The organism is Koromonas humicola (genome assembly GCF_059726255.1).
Genome location: NZ_AP040873.1, coordinates 93,875 through 120,740, shown reverse-complemented (window position 1 = coordinate 120,740; position 26,866 = coordinate 93,875). Strand labels below are relative to the sequence as shown.

At 55.6% G+C, this 26,866-nt stretch carries 27 protein-coding genes and 1 tRNA gene; 18 read left to right on the top strand and 10 right to left on the bottom strand.

All coding sequences use genetic code 11. The features are described from left to right. The first annotated feature begins 10 nt into the window (after positions 1–10). Positions 11–721 (top strand): 4'-phosphopantetheinyl transferase family protein, encoded by a 711-nt coding sequence (locus AC6IZD_RS00565; RefSeq protein ID WP_497785728.1) that lies wholly within the window; start codon positions 11–13, stop codon positions 719–721. A gap of 87 nt (positions 722–808) precedes the next feature. Here AC6IZD_RS00565 and AC6IZD_RS00560 read toward each other — a convergent pair whose 3' ends face one another. Next, positions 809–976: an FmdB family zinc ribbon protein gene (locus tag AC6IZD_RS00560; RefSeq protein ID WP_497785727.1), complete on the bottom strand. Its 168-nt coding sequence runs from the start codon at positions 974–976 to the stop codon at positions 809–811. A gap of 23 nt (positions 977–999) precedes the next feature. Between AC6IZD_RS00560 and AC6IZD_RS00555 the strand changes: the two genes are divergently transcribed. The 14 genes from AC6IZD_RS00555 to AC6IZD_RS00490 all read left to right on the top strand — a co-directional run bounded on the left by AC6IZD_RS00555 (position 1,000) and on the right by AC6IZD_RS00490 (position 16,529). Then, positions 1,000–1,347 (top strand): hypothetical protein, encoded by a 348-nt coding sequence (locus AC6IZD_RS00555; RefSeq protein WP_497785726.1) that lies wholly within the window; start codon positions 1,000–1,002, stop codon positions 1,345–1,347. Between the two features lie 540 nt (positions 1,348–1,887). After that, positions 1,888–2,637: an SgcJ/EcaC family oxidoreductase gene (locus AC6IZD_RS00550; RefSeq protein ID WP_497785725.1), complete on the top strand. Its 750-nt coding sequence runs from the start codon at positions 1,888–1,890 to the stop codon at positions 2,635–2,637. Between the two features lie 26 nt (positions 2,638–2,663). Beyond that, a complete protein-coding gene (locus tag AC6IZD_RS00545; protein ID WP_497785724.1) occupies positions 2,664–3,605 on the top strand; it encodes a glycoside hydrolase family 16 protein in 942 nt (313 codons plus the stop codon). Positions 3,606–3,785: 180 nt separating this feature from the next. Further along, complete coding sequence (locus tag AC6IZD_RS00540; RefSeq protein WP_497785723.1) at positions 3,786–6,383, top strand: PAS domain S-box protein; 2,598 nt, start codon at positions 3,786–3,788, stop codon at positions 6,381–6,383. 116 nt (positions 6,384–6,499) lie between these two features. After that, positions 6,500–7,186, top strand: a complete 687-nt coding sequence (locus AC6IZD_RS00535; protein ID WP_497785722.1) for a TetR/AcrR family transcriptional regulator — start codon at positions 6,500–6,502, stop codon at positions 7,184–7,186. Further along, a complete protein-coding gene (locus AC6IZD_RS00530; RefSeq protein ID WP_497785721.1) occupies positions 7,183–8,526 on the top strand; it encodes a TolC family protein in 1,344 nt (447 codons plus the stop codon). Before AC6IZD_RS00535 ends, AC6IZD_RS00530 begins: the two co-directional genes overlap by 4 nt. Before the next feature lie 22 nt (positions 8,527–8,548). After that, positions 8,549–9,538, top strand: coding sequence for a beta-barrel domain-containing protein (locus AC6IZD_RS00525; RefSeq protein ID WP_497785720.1), 990 nt, complete (start codon positions 8,549–8,551; stop codon positions 9,536–9,538). Between the two features lie 3 nt (positions 9,539–9,541). Beyond that, positions 9,542–10,483, top strand: a complete 942-nt coding sequence (locus AC6IZD_RS00520) for an ABC transporter ATP-binding protein (RefSeq protein WP_497785719.1) — start codon at positions 9,542–9,544, stop codon at positions 10,481–10,483. After that, on the top strand, positions 10,480–11,430 hold the full coding sequence (locus tag AC6IZD_RS00515; RefSeq protein WP_497785718.1) for an ABC transporter ATP-binding protein: 951 nt from the start codon (positions 10,480–10,482) through the stop codon (positions 11,428–11,430). Before AC6IZD_RS00520 ends, AC6IZD_RS00515 begins: the two co-directional genes overlap by 4 nt. After that, on the top strand, positions 11,427–12,560 hold the full coding sequence (locus AC6IZD_RS00510) for an ABC transporter permease (RefSeq protein ID WP_497785717.1): 1,134 nt from the start codon (positions 11,427–11,429) through the stop codon (positions 12,558–12,560). Before AC6IZD_RS00515 ends, AC6IZD_RS00510 begins: the two co-directional genes overlap by 4 nt. Positions 12,561–12,564: 4 nt before the next feature. Next, positions 12,565–13,698: an ABC transporter permease gene (locus AC6IZD_RS00505; protein WP_497785716.1), complete on the top strand. Its 1,134-nt coding sequence runs from the start codon at positions 12,565–12,567 to the stop codon at positions 13,696–13,698. Between the two features lie 176 nt (positions 13,699–13,874). Further along, positions 13,875–14,279 carry a PA2779 family protein gene (locus AC6IZD_RS00500; RefSeq protein ID WP_497785715.1) on the top strand — a complete coding sequence of 135 codons (405 nt, stop codon included), beginning with the start codon at positions 13,875–13,877 and terminating at the stop codon, positions 14,277–14,279. A 1-nt stretch (position 14,280) separates the two neighbouring features. Then, complete coding sequence (locus AC6IZD_RS00495) at positions 14,281–14,847, top strand: C39 family peptidase (protein WP_497785714.1); 567 nt, start codon at positions 14,281–14,283, stop codon at positions 14,845–14,847. Continuing rightward, positions 14,790–16,529, top strand: a complete 1,740-nt coding sequence (locus AC6IZD_RS00490) for a tetratricopeptide repeat protein (protein WP_497785713.1) — start codon at positions 14,790–14,792, stop codon at positions 16,527–16,529. Before AC6IZD_RS00495 ends, AC6IZD_RS00490 begins: the two co-directional genes overlap by 58 nt. A 65-nt stretch (positions 16,530–16,594) precedes the next feature. Here the strand turns inward: AC6IZD_RS00490 and AC6IZD_RS00485 are convergent, their stop codons facing one another. Continuing rightward, on the bottom strand, positions 16,595–17,107 hold the full coding sequence (locus tag AC6IZD_RS00485; protein ID WP_497785712.1) for a cupin domain-containing protein: 513 nt from the start codon (positions 17,105–17,107) through the stop codon (positions 16,595–16,597). A 187-nt stretch (positions 17,108–17,294) separates the two neighbouring features. Here AC6IZD_RS00485 and AC6IZD_RS00480 point away from each other — a divergent pair, with 187 nt between their 5' ends. Further along, a complete protein-coding gene (locus AC6IZD_RS00480) occupies positions 17,295–17,855 on the top strand; it encodes a rubrerythrin family protein (RefSeq protein ID WP_497785711.1) in 561 nt (186 codons plus the stop codon). A gap of 191 nt (positions 17,856–18,046) precedes the next feature. After that, positions 18,047–18,418 (top strand): acyl-CoA thioesterase, encoded by a 372-nt coding sequence (locus tag AC6IZD_RS00475; protein WP_497785710.1) that lies wholly within the window; start codon positions 18,047–18,049, stop codon positions 18,416–18,418. A gap of 2 nt (positions 18,419–18,420) precedes the next feature. Here the strand turns inward: AC6IZD_RS00475 and AC6IZD_RS00470 are convergent, their stop codons facing one another. The 6 genes from AC6IZD_RS00470 to AC6IZD_RS00445 form a co-directional block, all read right to left on the bottom strand. Then, positions 18,421–19,236 (bottom strand): class I SAM-dependent methyltransferase, encoded by an 816-nt coding sequence (locus tag AC6IZD_RS00470; protein ID WP_497785709.1) that lies wholly within the window; start codon positions 19,234–19,236, stop codon positions 18,421–18,423. A 68-nt stretch (positions 19,237–19,304) separates the two neighbouring features. Further along, positions 19,305–20,774, bottom strand: coding sequence for a potassium/proton antiporter (locus tag AC6IZD_RS00465; protein WP_497785708.1), 1,470 nt, complete (start codon positions 20,772–20,774; stop codon positions 19,305–19,307). 121 nt (positions 20,775–20,895) lie between these two features. After that, on the bottom strand, positions 20,896–21,792 hold the full coding sequence (locus AC6IZD_RS00460; protein ID WP_497785707.1) for a hypothetical protein: 897 nt from the start codon (positions 21,790–21,792) through the stop codon (positions 20,896–20,898). 144 nt (positions 21,793–21,936) lie between these two features. Further along, positions 21,937–22,026 (bottom strand) — tRNA-Ser (locus AC6IZD_RS00455). A 66-nt stretch (positions 22,027–22,092) separates the two neighbouring features. Next, positions 22,093–23,049 (bottom strand): HD-GYP domain-containing protein, encoded by a 957-nt coding sequence (locus AC6IZD_RS00450; protein ID WP_497785706.1) that lies wholly within the window; start codon positions 23,047–23,049, stop codon positions 22,093–22,095. Positions 23,050–23,244: 195 nt separating this feature from the next. Next, a complete protein-coding gene (locus tag AC6IZD_RS00445) occupies positions 23,245–23,445 on the bottom strand; it encodes a cold-shock protein (protein ID WP_497785705.1) in 201 nt (66 codons plus the stop codon). 207 nt (positions 23,446–23,652) lie between these two features. Here AC6IZD_RS00445 and AC6IZD_RS00440 point away from each other — a divergent pair, with 207 nt between their 5' ends. Further along, complete coding sequence (locus AC6IZD_RS00440; RefSeq protein WP_497785704.1) at positions 23,653–24,270, top strand: hemerythrin domain-containing protein; 618 nt, start codon at positions 23,653–23,655, stop codon at positions 24,268–24,270. Positions 24,271–24,290: 20 nt separating this feature from the next. Here AC6IZD_RS00440 and AC6IZD_RS00435 read toward each other — a convergent pair whose 3' ends face one another. Next, positions 24,291–25,568, bottom strand: a complete 1,278-nt coding sequence (locus tag AC6IZD_RS00435; protein ID WP_497785703.1) for an ABC transporter permease — start codon at positions 25,566–25,568, stop codon at positions 24,291–24,293. Between the two features lie 12 nt (positions 25,569–25,580). Then, complete coding sequence (locus AC6IZD_RS00430) at positions 25,581–26,816, bottom strand: ABC transporter permease (protein WP_497785702.1); 1,236 nt, start codon at positions 26,814–26,816, stop codon at positions 25,581–25,583. Between the last annotated feature and the right edge of the window lie 50 nt (positions 26,817–26,866).

Genomic DNA, 26,866 nt, shown 5'->3' with positions numbered 1-26,866 from the left:
GGCGGGCGGGATGAACGTCTATTGGCTGGAACAGAGCGAAGCGGATGTGCCAAAGGAAAACAGTTGGCTGAGCACGGGAGAACTTGCCCGTCTGAAAAACATGCGCTTTGAAAAACGTCGAGCTGATTTTCGTTTAGGACGGTGGACGGCGAAGCGCGCTCTCGCAGCCTGCTTGAAACTGCCTGCCCATTTCGTATCGCTGGCTGAAATCGAGATTCGGCCAGAGCCCTCTGGCGCTCCTGTGGCATTTATTTCAGGCAAACCCGCCGACATGGCTATTTCGCTGAGCCATCGCGGAGGAAAAGCTATCTGCGCGGTCACGTTCGATGCAGCCGTTGCGTTGGGATGTGATCTGGAGTTGATTGAACCGCGCAGCAATGATTTCGTTAGTGACTACTTCACGGCAGAAGAGCAGGAATTTGTCGCCGAGGTCGGGGACTCTGAGCGATCGCAAATTCTTGCTCTGCTGTGGAGCGCAAAAGAGAGCGCATTAAAAGCCGTGCGTGAAGGACTGCGACTGGACACGAGGGATGTAGCGGTCGATCCCGGAAGACCATGTTCCTCCGACCACTACATCGAGGACGTCTGGCATCCGCTTTGCGTGCGCTTGCGAACCAATCAGATGTTCCAAGGCTGGTGGCACTATGAGAAGGATGTGCTTCGCACGATGGTCGCAGCGCCCGCACCTTCCCGGCCAATCCCTTTGAATGTCCTGAAGTAACTCCTACACACAAACAGATGAGAAGAGACAAAGCGCGAAACACATCAGGGAGTGTTCCGCGCCGTTCATTTCCGATTGCACTGCCTGCTATGCGCTCTTCTTAGAGGTCACGCAGAAGAATTTTGTGGGTTCCTGCTCGACATTCTTGCTTCCGCACTTTGGGCAGGCCACATGTTCCTTTTCGTGCTCGGACATGGTCAGAATCGCTTCAAAAGTGCCATGGCAATCTTTGCAGAGATATTCGTATGTGGGCATTTCACCCTCCCCCGGAACCGCAAATGCGTGAAGCGAATCTTATGCGGGATCGCAAGCTGCTTCAATGCAAAGCGGTGGCATTTAGCGTAGAATTTCCTCAATTGGAAGCCAAGTTTGTTGTGTCTCGCTGGTGGCAGGCAATGCCGATTTTGAGGATGATCGGTAGCCAAAACGCGGCTGGTGAGCATCAGATAACTGGAATCACCATGGACATTGAAAAGACCATCCAAGAAATAGAGAAGTTGGAGCAATTGCTCGAATTGCCAGACAAGAGACCGCTCCGAATGCCTGACTGGAAGGCCGCGAACCAGAAGCACGATGCCATGCACGCCGAAGATCCCTGGTTCAGACTCTGGCGGCGGGACGCCTAGCCGGTAAGCACTAGTGCCTCCCGCCTCATCGCGCCGATGAACCCGGCAGACTGCCGTCCCGCAGAGCAATAAGTACTGGTTGACCGAGCGACATAACTTCAGGACTCCTCCACATCAGGAACTCTCAAGAGAATTGCAGACTGCCGTATCCGGTTGCTGCCAGGGTTTCATGTTGACGAGAATTTTTCCTCGGTTTTCAACAGCAAAAAGAAACGAGAATGTTGTAGCAGTCCAAAAACAAGCAACTGTGACCACCCCTCATGCATCTACTCCCATAACAGAAGTAAACACCGGGCGATTCCCTCTTTTAGTAGCCTGATGTAGCGGCTACTCCTCGATGCGGTAGAGTCCCACCAAAAGCGACACCCCTCCCTGAAATTACCTGCCAAATCATCCCCCGCCCGAGGTGTGTCTGCGCACCGACGCATCGCGAATCTGATTCTGAGACAAGCACTCCCATCTACAAAGCTCGGCATCATATGGCATCACGTGCGGAGTGGCGCAAGCCCGCACAGTTCACAAGTGCTTGGGTCAACAACGATGAGAGCATTCGCTTTGATGTTGCTGTTGGTGGTTGCGGCGCCGGCACAGGAGGCTTCGGCTCCTGCGGAATTGAAACCCATCAATCAGTTAGTCGAGGACTTTGTGTCGGCGTGGAACAGCCATGACGCACACGAGGTCGCCAAGCTATTCACTGAAGATGCCGACTTCCAGGCCTATCAGGGCACCAGTGCACATGGACGACTCGCGGTTGAGCAGGCACAGCAGCCGATATTCGCAAACGCATTCAAGGACAGTCAGCTGGCAGCACGAGAGGTAAGAACACAGTTCCTTCATCCCGACACGGCATCAGTGAAAGTTTTGTGGGAGATGACTGGCGCGAAGGATCACGGCGGCAATGCTATTGCTTTAAAACGAGGTGTGCTTAGCTGGACAGTCTCAAAGCAAGATGGTCGATGGCTTATCGGCTCGATGCAAAACCGCGAGTTCGTAGGGCGGCAACAATGCGTCAATCAGGGAATTGATCCTCGAGGTTTCGCCCCCGTAGTTTGCTGGCTCCAGCAGAAGCTTTCATGGCGCTCCGAGCGCGAACCCTTCTTCTGGTTGATCGGCAATTCCAAAGGAACGAGTTTGGGGCTGGCATGGCCTCCATATGTCGTCGTCAACGTGCCGGACAATAAAAGACGCTGGCGAATGTTCCGGATGGGATTCCGCTACGATCGTACGTGGCGTGGATACATCTTCCCCACCTTGGCTGCAAAATCAATCGAGCAGCCACTCCGCTACTGAATCGCCCCACTCCGCATCAGTAGAAGATGGGACTCCATCTCAATACTGGGCGCTTCACGATCCAGCGTGTGCTGAGCTATGCTGAATTCGTCATGAAGCTCCATTACCTGCCGCTCGTATTCTTTCTTCTTTCCACTGCTGCCGTCTGTACCGAGGTGCCGAAGGCTCCTGCCTCCCAAGCTTGGGAACTAGTGTGGAGCGACGAATTTAATGGACCTGATGGCTCCATACCCGATCCGTCCAAGTGGAGCTACGTCGTGGGTGGCGATGGCTTCGGCAACAATGAGTTGGAATACTACACGGCACGTCCTGAAAATGCGCATGTCGACAAGGGCAACCTCGTGCTCACGGCACGCAAAGAGCGCTTCACTGGTGGAGATGGAGTGACGCGTGAATATACGTCCGCACGCCTGAATACTCAGAAGCAATTTGCACAACTCTATGGGCGGTTCGAGGCACGCATTCGCATCCCCGGAGGCCAAGGCTTGTGGCCAGCATTCTGGATGCTCGGCAGCAACGTCGAGAAGGTTGGGTGGCCGGAGTGTGGCGAAATCGACATCATGGAAAATGTCGGTTACGATCCCGCCAAGGTTCACGGGAGCATGCACGGGCCGCAATACTTCGGTGCCAATCCACTGACCGGATCCTACTCGCTGGGAAAAGGGAAGCGCTTTGCCGAGGAATTCCACGTATTCGCTGCGGAGTGGGAGCCAGGCGTAGTGCGCTTTTATGTGGACAACGTTTTGTATCAAACCCAGACAACCAATAATCTGGACGCGAACAAGCGGTGGGTTTTCGATCATCCTTTTTATCTGCTGCTCAACCTGGCCGTCGGTGGCAACTGGCCTGGCAGTCCGAACGCCAGCACGCAATTCCCTGCCTCGATGCTGGTGGACTATGTGCGCGTGTACCGCCTGGCGACACAGAAATCCAACGAGCTGGCAAGTTCATCGGCGATGGTCAGGTAAATTCGCGACAATCCGTCTCGCAATCCACTTATTTGTGACATACGTCACAGCGACAAGTGATACATTTGAAGATATTCATTCGACGGGTAAGTTGAGTTGCTCTCTGCAGTCTTAGATATCCCCAAAGAGTGTTAAGGGCATCCAATTTTCAGAGTTGATTATTGGACTCTTGTTTTTGCGATGGCTGACCGAACTCCATCAATGCCGCCGGACCACTTTCGTCTGCTGTTCGAAGCCTCTCCGACGCCATTCCTGGTGCTCTCGCCAGAACTGGTGATCGTCGCGGTGTCCGATTCCTATTTGCGCGCGACGATGACGCGGCGCGATGAAATCGTTGGCCGTCACCTGTTCGACGTTTTCCCCGACAATCCTGGAGACACCGCAGCAACAGGAGTAAATAATCTCCGCAACTCGCTACAGCGGGCGTTGACATCCGGCGCGCCAGACCAGATGCCGATCCAGAAGTATGACATTCGCCGTCCTGAGCAAGAAGGCGGTGGATTCGAAGTGCGCTACTGGAGTCCGCTGAACACCCCGGTGTTGGACGATGATGGCAAAGTCGTTTACCTGATCCACCGCGTCGAAGACGTCACGAGCCTGATGAGTTTGCGCGAGGAGCGCACGGTTGCCAAGAACGCCGCACAAGGGGATTCAGGTCAACTGGAAAAGATGCAGGTGGAGCTCGCATTGCGGAGCGAGAAAATTAAGCAAGCTAACGCCGAGCTCGAACTGATCGGCGATCTGCTGTATGCAGAACAAGCCACTCGCAAGAAAGCAGAACACGCCGAAGCCGACGCACGCGCCGCATCAGAACGTCTGCAGAGCGCATATCATGCCCAGCGCAAGGCAAGCGATGCCCTTCGCATCGGCGAGGCAAAGCTTGAAGGCATCATTCGCTCTGCCATGGATGCAATCATCTCCGTGGACGAGCAGCAGCGAATCGTGATGTTCAACATCGCCGCCGAGAGAATGTTCCAGTGTCCGGCGAATGAGGCAATCGGCACCACGCTGGACCGTTTTCTCCCTGCACGATTCCGCGCGCAACATGCAGAGCACATCCGGCGCTTCGGCGAATCGGGTGTAACGACCCGCACCATGCGTTCACCGGGCGTGTTGACGGCTCTGCGTGCCAATGGAGATGAGTTTCCGATCGAGGCCACAATCTCACAGGTGACCGTCGATTCTCAGAAGCTATACACGGTGGTGATGCGCGACATCACCGAACGCAAAAACGCCGAAGAGGCACTACGCCAGAGCGAAGCACGGTTCCGCTCTATTTACGAGCACGCTGCGGTCGGAATTGAACAGGTTGCACTGGACGGCCGTCTTCTGATGGTGAATCAGGCCCTGTGCAACATGCTCGGCTACACCGAGCAGGAATTGCGAAGCCGCACCTTCAGTGGGATCACCGATCCGGAAGATTTGAAGCGAGAGACAGTTCTTCTCGACGAGATGCTGCGCGGAGACACGAACGCGTACGGAATCGAAAAGAGATACCTGCATCGAGAAGGATTCCCGGTGTGGGTGAACGTAACTTCATCTTTAGTGAAAGACGGCAATGGCAAGTCGCTGTATCGCATCTCCGTCGTCCAGAATGTAAGCGACCGTAAGAGCATCGAGGATCAACTGTTCCAGGCGCAGAAGATGGAAGCCGTCGGTCGACTGTCGGGAGGCATCGCGCACGACTTCAACACCCTTCTTGGAATCATGCTCGGCTTCTCGGAACTTGCCCTTGCTGAATTGCCCGAAGATGCTTCCGTAAGGAATCGCATTCAGCAGATTATGGCTGCTGCGCGTACAGGCGCCAACCTAACAAAGCAACTGCTCGCGTTCAGCCGCAAACAAGCGGTCATCCCCGAGGTGCTCGATCTGCGCGAATCTGTCCGCGGAGTTCACTCAATGCTTCGCCGATTGCTGCCCGAGGATATCGATCTGTCGATCCACACTTCGGAAGACGAGTGCCCCGTGAAGGCTGATCCGGGGCAGTTGCAGCAACTACTTCTGAATCTCGCCACGAACGCGCGTGACGCCATGCCGCAAGGTGGAAGCCTCACGGTTGAGGTGCGTCCGGTGGAGCTCGATGATGCATACGTTAAGCAGCATGCCCTGATATCTCCTGGGCGATACGTGCTACTTGCAGTCACCGACACGGGCACCGGAATGGATACGGAAGTCGCTTCGCATATCTTTGAACCGTTCTTCACGACGAAGCCAACCGGCAAAGGAACAGGATTGGGACTGGCGACGGTTTACGGCATTGTGAAGCAAAGCGGTGGCGACATCTGGGTGTACAGCGAACCCGGACTGGGTTCAATCTTCAAGGTTTATCTGCCGTACTCCTTAGAGTCGGTTTCAGCACGGAGGGCCGTGGAGCACGTTCCAGAAAAGATGACCGGAGACGAAACAATCCTCGTAGTGGAAGATTCGAAAGCTCTGCGAGAGCTTACGCGCGAGCTGCTGACACGCCAAGGATATACAGTTCTGGAAGCAGACGATGGCATACAAGCCATCGCGATTTGCCGTGAGCATCCTGAGATCCGGCTGCTGCTGACTGACGTCGTGATGCCGAAGATGCGCGGCACCGAACTGGCCGAGCGTGTTTCGGAAATGATGCCCGACGTCGCGGTTGTCTTTGTCTCTGGCTACACGGAAGAGGCCCTCGCACGCACGCAAAAAACCGAACGCATCCGAATCCTCGAAAAACCACATACCTCCGATATGCTGTTCAGCACAGTCCGGCAGGCACTCGACGAGAAGATGAACTCCGCTAGCAAATAGCCTTCCTGCTACTACCCTCGTTTCCTTAACCGAATCGGAACACCTCTGCCCTTTTGCCTTTGGCAGCTCACGAACCTTCTTGACACATAAATATGACTCGTGGTCATATTTGTCTCATGGTCACGAAAGGCCGTATTACGGCACCCGACGACAGAACCGCGTTGGCGGCGATGGGCCGCAGAGAGCGGCGCAAGCAGGAAACTACTGAAAAGCTTTTTGTCGCGGCAATGGAGCTGTTCTCCAGCAAAGGTTTTGCGCAAACGAAAGTTGAAGACATCACCGAGCGAGCCGATGTGGGAAAAGGAACGTTCTTCAACTATTTCCCCAGCAAAGAGCACGTACTCGGCTATTTCGCCGGAAAACAGATAGGCACAGTTCGGCACCATCTGCAAATGGCTCAACAGGGCGATAGGAGCACCATCGACGTGCTCACGTCTCTTGCACATGAGTTGATTCGGGCACCAGGCAAGAGTGCGCACATGGCTCGGAGCATCGTGCTGTCCTTTTTGGGCAACGTGGAGGTTCGCGAGTACGTTGTGCGCGAAATGTCCGCTGGACGGGATTTGCTCGCCGAGATCATCAAGCTCGGGCAGCAGCGTGGAGAGTTGAGCGACGAGTTCTCGCCCGCGAAATCAGCAATGGTCTTTCAACAGGCATTGTTCGGAACACTTGTTCTCTGGTCCCTTGATTCCCAGTCCTCTCTTGCAAAACAGATGGAAACGACGATGCAGGTGTTTCTCTCCGGACTGCGCGCGCCGACCATTAGCGAAAAGACGAAACGTAAGCGGGAGGGAAAACTATGACGAGGCTGCGTCTGAAGCTTGGCGTTCTTCTACTCTCGGCAGTAGCTGCATCGGCGTGGGCGCAGGACACTCCTGCGGCAGCTTATAGACTGACTCTAGAGGATGCGATCCACCGCGGGTTGCAGGCCAACCTTGGCGTGCTCGTATCTCAGACGAGACTTGACGAAGCCGCGGCAACTGCACAGCGGCGACAAGCGCTATTACTGCCCCGAGTGCGCGTCGAAACACCGGTAGCCGTTCAAAGCCGCAGCCTCGCAGCCATGGAAATTAGCATGCCGGGCTTGCCGCTACCCTCAGTTGTCGGTCCGTACAGCACATACGAGGCACGGGCCTATGCGGATCAGGCGATCGTCGATATGCAGTCGCTACACACGTATCGTGCGGCACAGAAATCAAAGTCCGCGGCTAACTCCGATTATCAGGACGCTCGCGACCAAGTGGTGCGTAACGTTGCCGCACTATATCTTTCAGCGCAAGCCCAGTTCGCCTTGGCCGCAGCAGCGCAGTCGCGCGTCGCGACGGCACAAGCTCTATACAAACTGGCGAGCGATCAAAAAGATGCCGGAATCGCAACCGGCATCGACGTTCTGCGGGCACAGGTGCAATTGGCGAATGAACGACAGGGGCTCGTGCAGGCACAGAATCGTGCAAAATCCGCATTGCTCTCTCTGGCGCGAAACATAGGCATGTCACCGGGGACAGAGATTGAACTGGCGGAATCGCTTTCGTTCCGCACGACAAAGCCGTTCAGAGTTGAGGACGTGCTTGGGCAGGCGCTTGCTTCGCGCCCTGATTATGAATCTCTCAAGCGCACGCGGGAGGCTCTGCTTGAGCAGGCACGCGCTTCGCGTTCGCGCTATTTGCCAAAGCTCACGGCGTCCGGCAACTACGGTGGAATAGGGCGAACTCTTGGATCAATGGACGCGACCGAAACCGCGCAGATTTCGCTCTCGTTCACCGTTTTCGACCGGGACCGCGAAGGCGAAGCCTCGGAAATCAATGCACGCATTCGCCGGATTGAGCGCCAGATGAATGACGCGCGACTGGGAGTTGAGCAGGAGTTGCGACAGGCATTGCTCGACTTGGAATCGGCAGCCGAAGAAGTTACGGTCGCCCAGGCAGGGCTTGAGCTGGCACAGAAAGAACTAGACCTTGCACAGTTGCGGTTCAGCCAAGGCGTGACGAACAACGTTGAAGTGATCACCGCGCAGGACGCGCTTTCACGCGCACAACAGAATCAGATTGTGGCGCTCACGCATCACGCCGACGCAAGAATTTCACTGGCACGTGCCATGGGCAATACCGAAGAGTCTTACCCCGATTATCTTGGCAGCCGCTGAGCGGCAGGAAAGGACCGAAGCAATGAAGCGAGTGATCATTCCAATTCTGCTGGTTGTTTGCATCGGCGCAGGAATCTACTACTACCGCACGGCGCATAAACAAAAGGGGCAATCGAACACTCTGCTGCTCTCAGGAAACGTCGAAGCCCACGAGAGTGTCATCGGCTTTCGCACGCAAGGCAGAATTGTCGAGCTTCCTGTCGATGAAGGCCACCAAGTGAAGTCAGGAGACTTGATTGCCAAGCTCGACGATGCCGATTACCAGCAGCAGGTTCGCGTCGATGAAGCAACGCTGCAAACGCGCGGCAAGGAGTTGGCATTGGCGGTTGCGGGAAACCGCACACAGGATGTGCAAGCAGCAGAACAAACCGTAGCCGACACCAAGGCCGACCTCGAAATGAAGCGTGCCGACCTCGACCGCTACAACAAGCTGTACCAGCGCGAGGCGATCTCGGCTCAAGCTCGTGATCAGGCGGAGACCGCATACAAGCGGTCGCAAGCCGTTTACGAGCGCAGCATTCAGAACCTCTCCGAGATTCGCGAAGGAACCCGTAAGGAACAGGTCGCGGTAAGCCGCGCTAATGTGCAAACGGCGCAGCAGAACCTTGAGCTATCAAAAGTTCGCCACAGCTACACGGTGCTGAATTCGCCTGTGACCGGCGTGGTTACGGTGCGCCAGGCAGAACTGGGCGAATACGTTGTTCCGGGAACGCCAGTGGTAACTGTGGCTGACCTTGATCATCTTTGGGTGCGCGCTTATGTCAGCGAAACCGATCTTGGCCGCGTTCGCTGGGGGCAGACGGCGACAGTGCGTACTGACACTTTCCCCGGCAAGACATACAAGGGAACGATCTCCTTCATCTCGCCTGAGGCGGAGTTTACGCCAAAGACCGTACAGACGAATAAGGAGCGGGTCGCATTGGTTTATCGCGTCAAGATCGACGTCGAGAATCCTAACCGCGAATTGAAATCCGGCATGCCTGCCGATGTGACGATTGAGTTGGGAAAATAGCGAATGCCTGAACAGCCAGCCATTATCGTTCGCGATCTCACGCGGCAGTTTCCTGGCGTGAAAGCCGTGGATCATCTCACGTTCGATGTGAACTACGGAGAGATCTTCGGCCTCGTGGGTCCGGATGGCGCCGGCAAGACAACCACCATGCGCATACTGGCCGGTGTTCTTGTGCCCGATGGCGGATCAGTGCACGTTGCGGGGCATGATGTGGTGCGCGATCCAGAACGCGTGAAGCATGACATCAGCTACATGTCGCAGCGTTTCGGATTGTATGAAGACCTCACGGTGGAAGAGAACATTCGTTTCTACGCAGAGATTTTCAGTGTGAAGCGAAGCGTGTTTCGCGAGCGCAGTCAACGACTGCTGAACGCCGCCGACATGCAAAACTTTCGCAAGCGCCTTGCGGGAAATCTTTCCGGAGGAATGAAGCAGAAGCTCGGGCTAATTTGCGCGCTGATTCACACTCCGCGTGTGCTGCTGCTGGACGAGCCTACAAACGGCGTCGATCCGGTTTCGCGTCGTGATTTCTGGAAGATTCTTTATTCCCTACTCGCCGAAGGTGTGGCCATCCTGACTTCGACCGCATATCTGGACGAAGCGGAGCGCTGCCATCGCGTTGCACTCGTACATCAGGGCCGCCTGCTGTTTTGCGATACTCCGAATGCTTTGAAGCACCGGCTTGCAGATTCCGTAATCGCGATCGCAACGCCCGATCCGCGAAAGGTTCGAACAGCAATCGAGAATATCGACGGCGTGGGAAACACAGTGCTTGTGGGCGATGGAGTTCATCTCCTCGTCTCGGATGCTGCTCGCATCGTTCCACTGCTACGCGAGCGAATGGACAACGCGCGCGTGAGTTACACCTCGGCCAACGTGATTGATGCATCTCTGGAAGACGTTTTCGTCGATGCAGTCGAGCCTCGCCCGGAGGTGCGCCCATGAGCGATGAACGCTCCGTTGTGGTTAAGGATCTGGTGAAGCGCTTCGGCGATTTCTATGCCGTGGACCACATCAGCTTCGAAGCAAACAAGGGAGAGATCTTCGGATTCCTCGGACCGAACGGCGCAGGTAAGTCCACGACCATTCGCATTCTCTGCGGACTGCTGCATCCTACGTCGGGCATGGCAAGCGTCGCAGGGATTGACGTTGCCAAGCGGCCAGAGCAAGTGCGACAGAACATCGGATACATGTCGCAGAAGTTCTCGCTCTATAACGATCTCACCGTTGAGGAGAACATACGATTCTTTGGCGGTATGTACCAGGTTCCTGCCGCGCAAATGGCAGAACGTTTCGAGTGGGTAGTTAAGATGGCGGGACTCGAAGGTCGCGAGAAGACGCTGACCTCAACTCTCGCCGCAGGATGGAAGCAGCGGCTTGCCCTTGGCTGTGCGGTGCTGCACAAACCTGCTGTGCTCTTTCTCGACGAGCCAACTTCGGGTGTCGATCCGATTTCGCGCAGAAACTTCTGGGAGCTAATTCATGAGATGGCTGCTGCGGGAATCACTGTTTTCGTAACGACGCACTACATGGACGAGGCTGAGTACTGCAACCGGCTCATGCTGATCTACCGCGGAAAAATCGTCGCCTCAGGCTCTCCAGCCGAACTGAAGCGCACCGCTATGAAGGGCGAACTGGTGCTGATTGAATGTGACCCACTTGGCCCCGCGCTGGAAGCGCTTGAACAATCGACAGTGGCGATGGATGTAGCAGTGTTCGGTAACGCACTGCACGCGGTGGTGCAGAACGCAGGCAGCGCGATTCCGCAGTTACGCGACACGCTGCAGAAGAAATCCATTAAAGTTGCACGCATTGAACAGATCCCGGCATCGCTGGAGGACGTCTTCGTGTCACTCACGGCACGCGAGCCCGCAAAAGGAGCTGCGCGATGAACCTGAGAAGAGTGCGCGCGATTGCATGGAAAGAAGTGCTGCAGATTCGACGCGATCTGCGCAGCATACTCATTGTGGTTGCCATGCCCGTCATTCTTATGCTGGCCTTCGGTTATGGCGTGAGCTTTGACATCAAGCACCTGCCCTTGTACGTATTTGACCGCGAAAACAGCCAGCAAAGCCGCGATCTCGTCGAGCGCTTTCGATCATCTGAGTATTTCGAAATGCGCAAGCAGGTGGATAACTATCGCGACGTGATTGCAGGGATCGACTCGGGCGATTGCCAGTTGGCCGTCGTAATCCCCCCACAGTTTTCACAGAAGCTCCGCGATGGTGGACCTGTTTCCGTGCAGGCGCTAGTGGACGGTACCGATGGCAACAGCGCAAACGTCGGAATGGGCTACGCCGATGCTGTCGTGCAGGGATATTCGCAGCAGGTGCAACTCGATTGGGTGCGGCAAAAGGGCCAACGCGCAATGGATCCGCCGATTGCAGTTGCAGCCCGCACGTGGTTCAACGAAGACCTCGAAAGCATGGCCAACATTGTTCCCGGCGTAGTGGCAATCGTTATGGCCGTGGTCGGAACCTTCCTCACCTCCCTGACGATTGCGCGCGAGTGGGAACGCGGCACGATGGAGCAGTTAATCTCCACTCCTGTTTCGCCCTTGGAGTTGATGATCGGAAAGCTGTCTCCCTACCTTGTGATCGGATTGGCTGACACGGCGCTGTGTGCAGTCATGGGGATATGGTGGTTTGGAGTTCCATTTCGTGGCAGCGTGCTAGTGATGTTCGTTAGCTCGGCGCTGTTCCTGATGGTTGTGCTCTCGCTGGGATACTTTCTCTCGGTCGTGCTCAAATCCCAATTGGCGGCGAGCCAGGCATCGATGATCGCGACCTTCTTGCCCGCATTTCTTCTCTCCGGATTTGTGTTTCCTATCGATCAAATGCCGAGATTCATCCAGGTTGTGACACATGTGATTCCGGCGCGCTATTTCATGTCGATGATTCGGGCTGTGTTTCTCAAGGGCACTCCGCTGGTACTGATGTGGGAAGACTTGCTTGCTCTGCTGATCTTCGCAATGGTCCTTGTCATGGTTGCGACAAACGCTTTCCAGAAACGGATGAGATAAGGCTATGTGGCTTCGATTGCGTCAAATGCTGCTAAAAGAATTCATCCAGGTTTTCAGGGACAAGCGCACACGCTTTATGCTGTTCGCTCCACCGATCATCCAGATGGTGGTCTTCGGATACGCCGCGACGCTCGATATTCAGCACGTGCCCACAGCGATCATCGACTACGAGAACACGCAGGTGAGCCGCGACTTCGTGTCGCGATTTGCAGGGAGCCGTTACTTCGACGTGCGTGAGCGTACGCTGGATCGCGCACGTGTGCGCCAGATGGTGGACCATGGCGACGTGCTGCTCACGCTGCAAATCAATGCAGGATTTTCCGAACGGCTACGCAAAGGGCAGACTGCTCCGGTGCAGGTGATTCTCGATGCGAGCAATTCCAACACAGCATTGGTGTCGCTGGGATACGTGAACCAGATTGCATCGAGATTCGCGCAGGATTACCAGCGCGAGATGCTGGACCGCAGTTCTCCGGCGATGACCGCACAGATGCCTTCCATCGTGTTACAGCGGCAGCCGTGGTTTAATCCCGATCTGCGTAGTCAGTGGTTCTTTGTGCCCGGAGTGATGGGAAACTTGGTCACGCTGGTCATCGTGGTACTCACGGCGTTCGCCGTTGTTCGTGAGCGCGAGATCGGCACGTTGGAACAGATCATGGTCACGCCGATTCGACAGGCGGAGTTTATCCTCGGCAAGACCATTCCTTTCTTCCTGATAGGACTTCTCGATGCGGTGTTGATCACCGCGGTAGGAACCTTGTGGTTCCGCGTGCCGCTTCGAGGAAGCATCCTTGTGCTTGCCGCCGGAACGGTGCTTTACCTGCTTTGCGTGCTCGGCGTAGGACTGCTGATCTCCACTGTTTCTTCAACGCAGCAGCAAGCGATGGTTTCGGCGTTCTTCTTCCTCATGCCCGCTATCATCTTCTCCGGATTTGCGTCTCCAATCAGCAGCATGCCTCATTGGTTGCAGGTGCTGACTTATGCAGATCCGCTGCGATACTTCATTGTCATATTGCGTGGCATATTCCTAAAAGGCGTTGGCTTCGATGTGCTGTGGCCACAAATGGCGAGCCTCGCGGTATTTGCAGCCGTTATTCTGTTAGCCAGTGTCTTGCGATTCCATAAATCACTCGACTAATTAGCTGAACGAAACGGTCGAATACGTAGCTTGCACATTCCACGCGGCAAGAATTGCGAGCGTGCGTTTTTTGTCTCGCTCCTACTGGCTTGTGCCAACATGAGAACGATCCTGCACATCTAATTGCACCTTGAAGCCCATGTATCGGCTGCAGATGGGATTTGGAGGTGTTCTGAATGATTTCATTACTGCCGCGCCGGATAGAGGTAGCGGTCTCGACTGTGCTAATGGCGCTGTATATTGCTCCCAGCCCAGTGATGGCGCAAACCCACGTTGTCAATCCCTCGGACGTTCAGAAGCAAGTGATTGCTGCGGGTGAGAAACGCCGTCATAACGAACAGAGCGTGCAGGAGTTTGTCTCTTCGCCACAGGCCGCAAAAGCTATCCGCGATGCAGGTATGGATCCCGAGCGGGTGAAGGTAGCGGTGCCGACTCTGAGCGATGAGGAACTTGCAACCATTGCTGCCCGTACCGACAAGGCGCAGGCGGACTTTGCTGCCGGCACGATTGGCAATCGTGATCTGCTGCTCATCCTGGTTGCAATCGCCGTCCTGATTCTGCTGATCGTCGCTTTGCGGTAACATGCGGCTGAACGTGCGGCTACTTTGCGTAATCCTCGGAATCGCGCTGTGCGGTTGCAACACGATTGCAGCCGCACAAAGCCGTGCGTTGTGGCTCGACGTTCCGTTCGTGAAGCAAAGTGCCGAGGGATGCGGAGCTGCAAGCATTGCGATGGTCATGCAGTATTGGTCTGCCGTCGGCGGAGAAGCAACCGGGGATCGCGCCGACGCCGCGCACATCCTCCGCACGCTGCATTCTCCCGGCGCACATGGCATCTATGCCTCGGCAATGTCGCGCTATCTCCAACAACACGGATTCGAGACATTTTCGTTTTCAGGCGACTGGGAACTGCTCGAGCAGCATCTCACGAAGGGGCGGCCACTGATTATTGGGCTCAAACCCGCAACAAATGAGCGCGCATTGCACTATGTCGTCGTGACCGGGATCGACAGTCAGAGACAGGTTGTAATGGTAAACGATCCCGCTGAGCGTAAGTTGCGAGAAATCGACCGCGGCAGCTTTGAACGACAATGGGAAGGAGTCCAGCGCTGGACGTTACTCGCTCTACCGAAACAGCCTGGGCATTAGTTCGCCTACTCATCCTTCTCGCGATTTTCTTTATTCCCGCACAAGCTCTCCCTCAGGAATCTTCGCTGAAACCTACGGCGGCGCAGTTGTTCGCACAGGAGAAGTGGCAAGAGGTCGTCACTCTACTTGAGAGCCAACCGGATACAATGTCGCATGCTGATCCGGACCTGTACTACTACTATGGACAGTCTCTTGCGAAGCTTGGGCGGCTGAGCGATGCACGTCTTAGCTTTCTCTCGGGATACCGTCGGGATCCTCACGATACTCGCTTCCCTGTCGAACTCGGTGGAATTGAGTTTCTGAACAAGCGCTATGCCGCGGCAGCACGCTGGTTGCATATCGCCTCGCGACTTTCGCCCAACGACGAATACGTGAACGACTTTTCAGGCAGTGTCTATTACCTCCTTGGAAACACTGATGCCGCCCTGAAGTATTGGAATCGAGTTGGCAAGCCGAAGATCGAAAGCATTCATTCCGATCCCACGCCGCGGGTGGATGGCGTGTTGCTCGATCGCGCTTATGCGTTTTCGCGTGGCAGTGTGCTTAGACTCGGGGAGTACTGGGCAACAGAGAAGCGCCTGAGTGCGCTTGAGATCTTTCCCAACTACAAGCTCGCAATCGCAGCACGGCAGGACCAGAACTTCGATGTAACGCTTCATGCACTCGAGCGAAATGGGTGGGGATATTCAAAGACAGAAGCTCTCGTTTCCACCTTTCGCGGAGTTTTCTATCAGACACTCATGCCGGAATACTACAACATAGATCGCTCGGCTACCAATGTTGTGTCTCTGTTTCGGTGGGACGCGCAGAAGAGGCGTGCACTGGTCTCGCTATCTGGTCCGCTGCGGCGCGACCCGCGTTGGAGGTATCAAGCAGGACTTGATCTGCGCAACGAGAATTGGGTTGTCCGGCGATCATTCACCGGAACAGCTCCGGAACCTGCTTCGTTGAACCTGCGGCGAACAAGCATCAATGCCAGCATAGCGTCGATTCATCATGCGAATTGGAGTTGGTCCACCGGCGCGGAGCTTTCACATCGTGACCTGAGGAATGTCGATCCCGGCGCAGTGCTGCCCCCCGGATTGCTGCTCGATGGAACCCAACTGAAACATCTGGCGCGCATCGAGTATCGGCTACTGACAATTCCGGAAAAGCGCCTGAACATGGATGGGTGGGCTGAGACCGAGGCCGGGCGCATTCTGGGAAGGTCTGGCGGAGCGTTCTTCAAGCCACAAGCAGCAATTGCAACTCACTGGTACCCGCGCGCACAAGGTGATGATTACGAAATGCAGCATCGACTGCGAGTAGGAGACATCAAGGGCACGATTCCATTCGATGAATTGTTCATGCTCGGTCTTGAACGAGATAACGACCTCACGATGCGCGCTCACGTGGGAACACGCGATGGAAAGAAAGGAAGCGCTCCACTAGGCCGCCGATATATGCTTTCGAATTGGGAGATGGACAAAAACACATACAGCAACGGACTCATCACGGTAAAGCTCGGACCATTTCTCGACACCGGCAAGACCGTTGATCCGTCCTCGCTTGCATCACAACGCTGGCTGTGGGACACAGGAGTGCAATTGAAGGTGAGTGCGCTCGGAGTGAAATTTGTCGTCAGCTACGGGCGCGATCTGCGGGGAGGCAAAGGAGCAGTTTACGTTCGGGCCGTACGTTGATCATTGCTGCTAACGAGGAATGAATCAATGGATAGGCTTACCGTGATCCGCGGCAAGCCTCACGTCTAGTCGTCTCCAAGCGGCGGCCCCATCAACTCCAAGCCGTGCTTCTTGAACACCGGAACAAGCTTTGCCGGGTCGGGCACTTCGCCCGGAGGCGCGGCCACGCTCAGTTCTTCGAAGAACTCATCCAATCCGCCGGGCACTACGGTGATAATGACCTTTGCAGGTGTGTCACCGATATTGCGAAAAGTATGACAAGTGCCTCGCGCCGCGAAGACCGTATCTCCGGGCCCTGCCAGGATTCGCTCGCCGTCAACGACGAATTTGAAATTGCCTTCGAGGATGTACCACGATTCGTCCTGATTGTTGTGCACATGAAGTGGCGGGCCCTGATGAGGCGGCGTGATGCCTTCGAGCACCGTGTAGGCTCCATTCGTATCTTTGCTCGAAATCTTTACCTGGATCTGATCGCCGACGACGTAAATTGCGCCTCCATGACGATCAGCCCCGCTCTCCACCACGAAACCTTTTTGCTCAAGAGCAGGGATTGCCTGACTCTGCACATTCGCACTCATGCGCGCCTTCCCTTTGTTGGAATTGAGAACCTCAGCCGAATGTTGTTGGATGCAAATTCACTGTTTCTGGTTGAAAGACACAGGTCATCTCACCTGAGAGGGCGAGTAATTATTGGTCCTTACGGCGTGCACTCGTCACAGCGCAGGACAGAGGTACGAGAGTAGTCTTAGCACGAGGAGAATAACCATGAGCAGCAGTGCCCCTGGAATTTCACAAACTCTAAAGAACCTGCAGGCGGCATTCGAAGGCGAAAGCAACGCAGCAGTGCGCTACTCCGCATTTGCGAAGCGCGCCGAGCAGGAGGGCTACCTCCGCGTTGCCGCGCTCTTTCGTGCCGCTGCTCGCGCCGAGCAGATTCACGCCTCGAGTCACGCTAAGGTCATCATCAGGATGGGTGCAACGCCTGAGGCCAAGCTCGCCGAACCTGTAGTCGCAACGACGGCGGAGAATCTAGCCGTAGCGAGAAAAGGCGAAGAGTACGAACGCGACGTGATGTATCCGGACTTTATTCGCGAAGCAGAAATCAGCGGACAATCCGGTGCAGCACGTACGTTCCGTTTGGCAGCGGCGGCTGAAGCAGTGCACGCCACACTCTATGCCACCGCCTTGGCTAAACTCGAAGCGCAGCGCGAGTCCGCCACATTCTACGTCTGCCCCATTTGCGGCGAGGTGACCGACGATGCCACGCTGAAGACCTGCCCTATCTGCAATGCCTCGCATGAGAAGTTTGAGGTCTTCAAGTCCTAGCTCTTCGCGAACCAACCGAAACTGCCGGGCTGCTTCTGCCCGGCTTTTGCTTTTTCGTGTCAACAACATCTCGTTTCGAACACAAGACAAATCATCATCTGGCTGCGGCATCCGACGAACGAGACAAGCCCATGGCTCTCAGCGACTTTCGATGCATCATGCGTTTTTGCATTCCCTTTTGCGACATAAACATGGCCCAACACGCGGGCAACACTGCCTACGTGATATGGGCAGAAACTATTCGCGGGGTCTATTTCGATGAAGTGCTGAAAGAGCCGCTCTCGGTCGCTACTGGTATGATCCTCGCTCGACAGGAGTTCAGTTACACGCTGCCTCTCAGCTATCGAGAAGAAGTCGCAGTTGCATGTCGTGTATCGCGCATAGGACGCAAGTCCTTCGACTTTGCATACGAAATATGGAGCGAGACAAAGTCCCAACTCGCAGCCCACGCGCTCTCAACACAAGTGGCCTATGACTACGCGACGAAGTCTTCGATTCTGGTACCGGAGCACTGGCGAAAGTTGATCAGTGAATACGAGGTGCTCGCGCCGACAGCAGAGTGAGATTACTTCTGCACCGTCACAATGTGGGCTTGCATTTTGCCGTCAACACGACCCGACCCGAAACGTTTGGCGATGGCTTTCTCCGCAATCGCGATCGCCGGATCGAGTTGCGATACACCCTGAGCTTCAATTTCGTTTCGTAAAGGCGTTCCCTCGCAGTAGGCGATGGCTGGAATGCGCGGCGAGGCTGCACGGCTGCGGCCATCGAGAGTGTCTATCTGTGCACGCGATCCGAATCCAGCATTCGCCAAGTCTCGCTCAATGGCTCGATGCTCGTAGTAGCCGTGCGGCGTTCGTTCGAGAAATCGCGGAGGATTTTCAGGAAAGAGCAATGCCAATGAAGCGGTCACCGTGTCTGCGAATTCGTTCTCCTCAATGCGATCCCACACGCTGAAAACGAAAGTCCCGCCCGCACAGAGCACGCGCCGAATCTCGGCGAAAGCTCTTGGCTTCTCGAAGAACATGGCTCCGAATTGGCAACCTACGGTATCAAACGCGCCGTCGTCGAAGGGCAGATTCGCAGCATCGGCCTGCCGCCATTCAACACGGCGTTTAGTGCGAAGCTGTGCTGCGTGCTGCAGCATCGAATCGTTCAAGTCCGTCGCGGTGATCTCGACATTGATCGGTAACCACGATGCCATAGCTCGCGTCAGTACACCGGTTCCTGCAGCTATCTCTAGCAGACGGGACGGTCTGATCTTCTGTAAGCGCGCGGCCATGTCATTTGCATAGTGCTCAAATATCAGTGGTACAAGGTAGCGCTCGTAAAGCGTGGGAACTGAACCAGCAAAGACATCGTCGCGAGGAAGACTGCTCATGGGATAACGAGGATGCGAGTGCGGTGCAGAAGGTTTTACTTTCCGCATCTCGCACCTAGAGCAGTGGCTTATGTATTCCTGGTCGCCTCGCCGAATATCTCACGGCCATGTGGAGCGAATTCCGGATCAGCCAGCACCTGGACGATATCTCCGCGACGAAGCACCGTCCCGCCACTCGGAATCACATCTTCACCAGCCCGTGCTACCAGCAGCACTAGTACTCCTGAAGGCAACTTGAGATCGACAATGCGCCTGTCTTCCGCCATAGAGCGCGCAGCGATCTCAAACTCGACCAAGCGCTTGTCCGGCAGTGCCGTCGGATCAAATCGAAGAGGAGTTTCCGACAGTGCAGGCTCGCGGTCAACCAATCGCAACAGCTTGGCAACTTGATCGACCGTTGTACCCTGAACCGCAACCGAAACCACGGCGACGAAGAAGACGGTGTTGAATAGCGTCTCCGAATGCGGAACCTTGCTCGTAACGGCCATAGTCGCCAGAATGATTGGCGCTGCACCTCTGAGCCCAGCCCACGCCAGGAATATCTGCTCGCGCAGTGGTACGCGAAACGGTGTCAGCGCAACAATCACACTAAGCGGCCGAGCAATTGCGATAAGGAACACGGCGACAAGGAGTCCGACCTTTGCAACCGACAGCAACTGCGATGGAAACACCTGAAGGCCGAGGATCAAAAACATTGCGATCTGAAGCAGCCACGCGAGGCCGTCGTGGAACAGAAGAAGGCTCCGGTGATGAATCAGTGTTGTATTGCCCACGATCAATCCAGCCAGATACACGGCCAGAAATCCGTTTCCACCAACACTGGAGCACAACGCGAACAGCAGCAACACCAGTCCGATGCTCAGGACCGGGTACAGGCCTTCCCATTGCAGCCGTATGTGGTTGATCACATACGCGGTGGCTTTGCCTCCCAAGTACCCGAACACCGCGCCGAGGCCCATCTCCAACGCGAAGTGCCAGATAAACGTGCTGAATGAAGTGTGAGGATTGAGGATGGCGGTGATGGCGGACAACGTAAGAAAAACCGCCATGGGATCATTGCTGCCTGACTCGGCTTCGATCAGGTGTCGGAGCCCTGGTTTCAGATTCGTGTTCTTGGCTCGAAAGACACTGAACACTGCTGCCGCATCTGTGGAGGACACGACCGCACCCAGTAGAACTCCAGCAGACCATGTTGTGCCGAACACATAGTGTGTGAAAGTAGCAATCAGCGCGCAGCTAACGAAGACTCCACATGTGGCCAGACTGAGGGCGGGCCACATCTGCTGTCGAAAGTCTCTGGCGTTTGTGTCGAATCCTGCAGAGTACAAAATGTACAGCAGAGCGACGACCCCCGCACCCTGAGCCACGTGCGGATAGTCGAACCACAGTCCGCCGGGGCCTTCCGAGCCGGCAGCCATCCCGAGCGCCAGGAATAGCAGAAGCGTTGGCACTCCGAGCTTTACTGCTGCCTTGCTGGCAATCACGCTCAGCACCAAAAGCACAGACACGATTGCTAGCGTTGTGTACAGTTGCGTCATGCTGAGCGCCCTAAATCTATGATGATCCTAGTAGGTGATCTGGCACGCACGTCTTCTGAATTGCTCGCTGATTAGCGGATTGCAGGAACTCTGGGAGTTTCGTCCTGTGCCGCTCTCGAAACTACTTCTTTGCTGCCGTGGATAACTGTCCCTCCCCGGATACCCTCAGCGCCTCGTCCAGATCCTTTATGCGGTCGCTATCTCTGATCTTGTCTTGCCAATCGCGTGAAACGGATAGACGACCTTCGCGGATCGCGATGAGGTTGTCACGATTCGCGCGCCAGCGCCCGAGCACAGACTCAGGCACTGCGCCCACTCCGGCTGGAGTAAAGAGTCGAGGGGCCATTTGTGCCTGCATTCCTTTAGCTGCCAATTGACGTCGCAACTGCGGCAGATGCGACGCGCCGTAAGCAATTAAAATCCGCCGAGCCCCCTTGCTGGCATCCAGGCAGTTCTCGACGATGCGCCGATTGCGTTCATGCCATCCGCCGGCGGCAATGTCGGAAACTGTGTTCTCGCCAATGATTTCTTCAAATTGCTTATCGACGAGTGGAATGAACCTTGTATGCATGTAGTCGAAGATCGACGGATTCGTTTCCGTTTTCATCTCCGAAAGCATTTTCTTCGAAAGCACCTCGACGCGGTGCGTGATCTTCTTCGGTTCCATCGCTGCGGCCCGAGACTGCCAAGCGTACGCAATCCGCCAGTCAGTCGGTACAAATTGTGCGTTTAGTGTCGGTGCGATCTCTGCAAGGTACGCCGCCTCTGGAGGAAAGTAGCCCTCCGTCGGTGCTTTGTAAGCTTCGGGCGTGATTTCGCCGCAAATGATGTCAGGATGTAGCGCCTCAACTTCGCTGCGAAGGTCAGCGAGGGAGTAGTGATTTGCGGGATCGAAATGCCTGTTGTGCAGAGTTCCTAGTAGAAAAATCTCCGGGGTATTCGAGGACGTCTGCGGCGTCTGAGCGGATGCGCAAACCGCAATCGAGAACACGATGAGAGCTGCACTAAGTGTCTTCATAGGAATGTTTGTACGTACACGCAATCTTACGTCGCCTATGAACGATTGGAACTGATCTGAATCAAAACTCTGGCGGGGGACGTGGCGCGGTTCGCATAAGGGCAGGAGCGCCGCCATGGGAACGGACCTAGGCAAATAAGCAACTGGCGGAGGGTGAGGGATTCGAACCCCCGTTACGGTTTCCCGTAAAGCGGTTTTCAAGACCGCCTGTTTCAACCGCTCACACAACCCTCCGCATGAAGGAACTGCGAGCTGTTCTCTATTGTACGATGCGGGTTAGAAAGCTTCCAAACGGGCTGGTTAGACCACTACGTCAGGGATTTCCATTTGCTGCTTGCGGAAAGCTCGGACGAAGGCGGCAACGACCTCGGGATCGAATTCGCGTCCTGCGCCGCGCTCCAGTATCTCGCGGGCTTCGTAGATGCTGCTTCCCTTGCGATACGGCCGGTCGCTCGTAATTGCATCGTAGGCATCGGCTACGGCGAGAATGCGAGCTTCCAGCGGAATCTCTTCCCCTGCGCGGTCCGTGTAGCCCGAGCCATCAAAGCGGTCGTGGTGGGCCAAGATGATTGGCAGTACACGGCGAAGCGAGCCGCCTACCGGCTCCAGCATGGTGACACCGCGGGTGACGTGCTCGCGCATTTCGCTGTATTCGGTCTTTGTGAGCCGCGCTGCTTTGTACAGGATGTCGCGGCTGACGTCGAGTTTGCCGATGTCATGCAGCAGGGCGGCAGCGCGAACGTCCTCAATGCGCTCATCGTCAAACCCCATCTCTGACGCCATCTTGGCCGCGTAGATCGAGACGCGATATGAGTGGTTCTGAGTGTACGTGTCCTTCGAAATGAAGTGCTGAAGGATCATCAGCACGCCATGATAGGTTTCGCGCAACTCGTGCATGCGCTTCGTGCTGCGGTCATACAGCGTGCCCATGGCAAAGCCGGTGAGAATCAGCGATCCGCCCCAGATACAGATGTCGTACCACTTCTGCGACACAAGAGCTTCACTGCTGTGATCGAACAAGTTGGGGTTGAGGATGGTGATGATCACAATCATCAACACACTGGCCACAGCCGTAAGTACGGCATGGCGACGCCCGTAGTTGTAAGCCGAGAACAACGTTGGGAATGTATAGAAACTGAGCAACATGCCGCGGCCAGCGATCAGGAAGTTGCACAGCGCTGCGATGACAAATAGCGAAAACACAAGCCACAGCTCGCGATTCACTTCCGAACATTGTTGCAATAGGCTCTTCTTCAACTCAGTCTCCAACGCGCTCATCGGGCGGGCGCACGCCCCGACCGCGACAGATTGAGGGCAAACTCATGGATGGCGTTATCGTACGAACATTCATCGCTCTTCGCAATAGCACGAACGACACACGATGGTCGTAGCCCAGACACGAAAAGGGCAGCCGATTGGCTGCCCTTCTCCTTGGAACCTTGCGGACGCGTACTAGATCGCCGTAACGTTCTCTGCCTGCCAGCCCTTGGGTCCCTTGACGACGTTGAACTGCACGGCTTGGCCTTCCTTCAGGCTACGGAAGCCATTCGTTTGAATAGCCGAGAAGTGGACGAAAACATCTTCGCCATTCTGGCGGCTGATGAAACCAAAGCCCTTCGCGTCATTGAACCACTTAACGATTCCTTGTTCCATGGTGTTACGTGTTCCTTCGTGAATTGAAATCAGGCTGTGAATCGGAGAGATCGTCTGCAGATTGCGTGTTCCGGAGCAACTTTCGGTGTCGCTTTCGGGGTACTTATCGCTCGCGTCCTTCCAAATCAAAAGCGCGAGTATTTTACCACCAAAATCAGCGATATTGTAAAGCGGGGTGTCTGAAAAGGAACCATTTTCGGGGCGTTTGTGACCTCGATCATCGACAGCATCCCCGCAGCGGCATCAAATCGCTACATGAGGCTAATGAAGATAGCGGGGCAGTCCTCGGGGAAAGGCTCCGCGGAACCCAACGCACTCCAGATGCTGCTTAGTTGTCACGAGCGCATCCGGCACTACATGCAGTTGAGCCAGAAACTAGCACGGGCTGAGTCCGCACCGTCGCGCGAGATCGCCGATACGGCTGGCGCCATCTATCGCTACTTCACGGAGGCGCTTCCGCTGCACGAAGCTGACGAGAATAAAACTCTATTTCCGCGCTTTCAGAGCATTTTGGCCCAAGGCGACCTGGTTAGAGAGGCCGCTGAGACCATGGTGGAACAGCACAAAGCCATTGATGAACTCGCTGACGATCTGCTGGAGATCTGCTCTGGACTGATGCAGCATCCCGAGGGTTTACCAGCGGTGGCGCATCGGCTTGAGCACGTTGGCTCGGCACTGGACAAGATTTTTGGCGCCCATCTGCACTTGGAGGAAACCGTCATCTTCCCGGCCGCGCTACAGATGCTGTCACCCGAACAGTTGGGGCAAATGGCTTCCGAGATGAAAGCTCGCCGCCAGTCTCCTACCGATTCGTCCCACTCGTGACTTAGTGACTCACGCGTAAGTTACTCGTATCGCAGGGCTTCTACTGGATCAAGCTTCGCCGCTTTTGCCGCCGGGTAGATTCCGAAGAACAGGCCAACGCTCATGGCTGCCGCTACTGAAGCCGGAATCACCCAGCCCGGGACGGCCATCGGCCAGCTTGGCAGTATCACATTCAGCAATCCAATTAAGCCAAGGCAGAAGAGCACGGCAGCCACTCCGGCCGAGCCGGTCAGCACCATCGCTTCTACAAGGAATTGTCGAATCACGTCCTTGCTGCGTGCCCCAATTGCCTTGCGAACGCCTATCTCGTGTGTGCGTTCTGTAACCGACATCAGCATGATGTTCATGACGCCCACGCCGCCCACCAGCATCCCAACCGAAGCTACAGCGATGGTCAGCAGTGCAATCGATCCCATAATGCTGCGGAACTGATCGGAAATTGCCTCAGCCGAGGAGATTCCGAAGCTGTCAGGCTTATTGAATCCATCATTCCTACGGCGGCGCAAAATACCGGTAATCTCGTCGGTTGCTGCCGATTTCTTTCCAGCGAAGGCCCGTGCCGTAAGGAAGTTTTCCTTGTCCTGTGGCCGATGCTTCAAGTAGGTGAGATATGGAATAAATACTTGCTTATCTGCGTTGCCGTCGCGCAGGAACACGCCTTTGGTTTTGCTCAGCACGCCGATAATCTGGAAAGTCATGCCGGTGACCTGCAACTCCTTCCCGATCGCGTCTTTAGCGGGGAACAGAGCTTCGGCCAAGTCATATCCGATGACGGCTACGTCCATTCGACGGGTGTTTTCCGTGTCGTTGATGAAGCGCCCCTGGTCCAGTTTCGCGTTTTGCACGACCTCATAGGACGGGGTCACACCCTCGAAGTTCACGGACGTAACCTCTTTGCCGTTGTAGCGCGCCGTCGGAATGAAATTCGGAGTGCCGGGAGTGAAACTCGTGGAGTCGATCTCGACGCAGACCTCTTTCACTGACGGAGCCTGTTCCCGAATTGCCTGCGCATCGTCATAGGTCAACGGCTTGCGCAGACGCAGTTCCTGCGGCAGGCGTCCCATGTGAATTCCGGGCTCGAACTTGAACACGAACAACGTGTCCGTGCCATATTGTTCCAACTGCGCCCGCAGATCGGAATCCACGCCATACATGATGGAGAACACCATCACCAGCACAACAACCGCGATGAACACCCCGAGCACGGTCAGCGCCGAGCGAACTTTGTTGGCCAGCAGGGTTTCAAAAGCCATTCGTGCGCTCTCGCCAAAGGAGAAATATCTGCCTTTTGAATTCATTCTTCTTCTCCTTTAGGAATCGGCTCGCAGAGCTTCGATTGGGTTGAGCCTTGCAGCCTTACGCGCCGGATACACGCCAAAGAACAGTCCCACCGCGGTCGAAACGCCTATGGCGACAATCACCGCCGTGAGCGGTACGGACATTGGCAGCGGAGTCGTCTTGTCGAGGACGACTGACAGTAGCCAAGCCACTAGGATTCCGATGACCCCACCCATGGCGCTCATGACCGAGGCCTCGACAAGGAACTGGCTCAGGATGTCGGAAGTGCGCGCGCCGAGCGACTTGCGGATGCCGATCTCACGCGTACGCTCGGTGACGCTGGCCAGCATGACATTCATAATGACCACGCCGCCGATCACCAGGAAGATCGAGACGAATCCGACCATCGCTCCTGCGAGCGTGCCGGTCAGATTCTTCCATAAGTCCATCAAATTGTCGGCCCCAAACAAGCCGAAATTGTCTTCTTCATTCGGTGCGACATGGCGGCGCGCACGCATCAGGGCGCGAGCCTCGTCCTTCGTTTGCTCCAGATACTCCGGCGCACGTGCTTGAACGTTGATATTGAATCGGTCCGTGCGCGTGCCGTTGAGTTTGAACCAGGTCTGGACGGGGATATAAACAAAATTATCCTGCGGTTGGCCCATCACATTGCCAATAGGCTTAGCGACACCTACGATTTCGAAATCGTAGCCACGGACTGTGATCATCTTGCCGACTGGGTCCACGCTGGGAAACAGCTTCTTGACGACGTCTGCACCCACCATGGCCGTAAAGCTGCGGTGCTCGTTATCGTTGTCGCTGATGTACCTACCGCGCGCAACCTCTTCCGTACCCATCTGGCCGATGTTTGCCGTAACCCCGCGAACGCTTACGTCCTCTACTGTCTGCCCTTCGTGACGAACGGTATCGCTAAACCTGCACTCCAGTCCGACTGCCTTCGGTAGTTTGAGGCCATCGCGAAGTGCGACGTAGTCGTCCCAGGTGAGCTGCTTGTTGCGGCGGGCCGCCTTCACAAATTCTTCCTGGCTGTTGATGATTCCGTAGCGGGTGATGAGGAAGACGCCGTTGCCCATGTTAGCCACGCGGTCGGCTATATAAGAGTTGGTGCCGTTGATTAGCGCCACAACGAGAATAAGCGTGGACACCGAGAGAATGACGCCCAGAAGCATCAGAAACGAGCGCAACTTGTGTGCCCGCATCGTCTCAAGCGCGATGAGGGTGGGTTCCTTCAATCTGATGCCGTGCATACTCCTCCGCAAAACCAGGGCACATGGCCACGCATTATGAATACGAAACA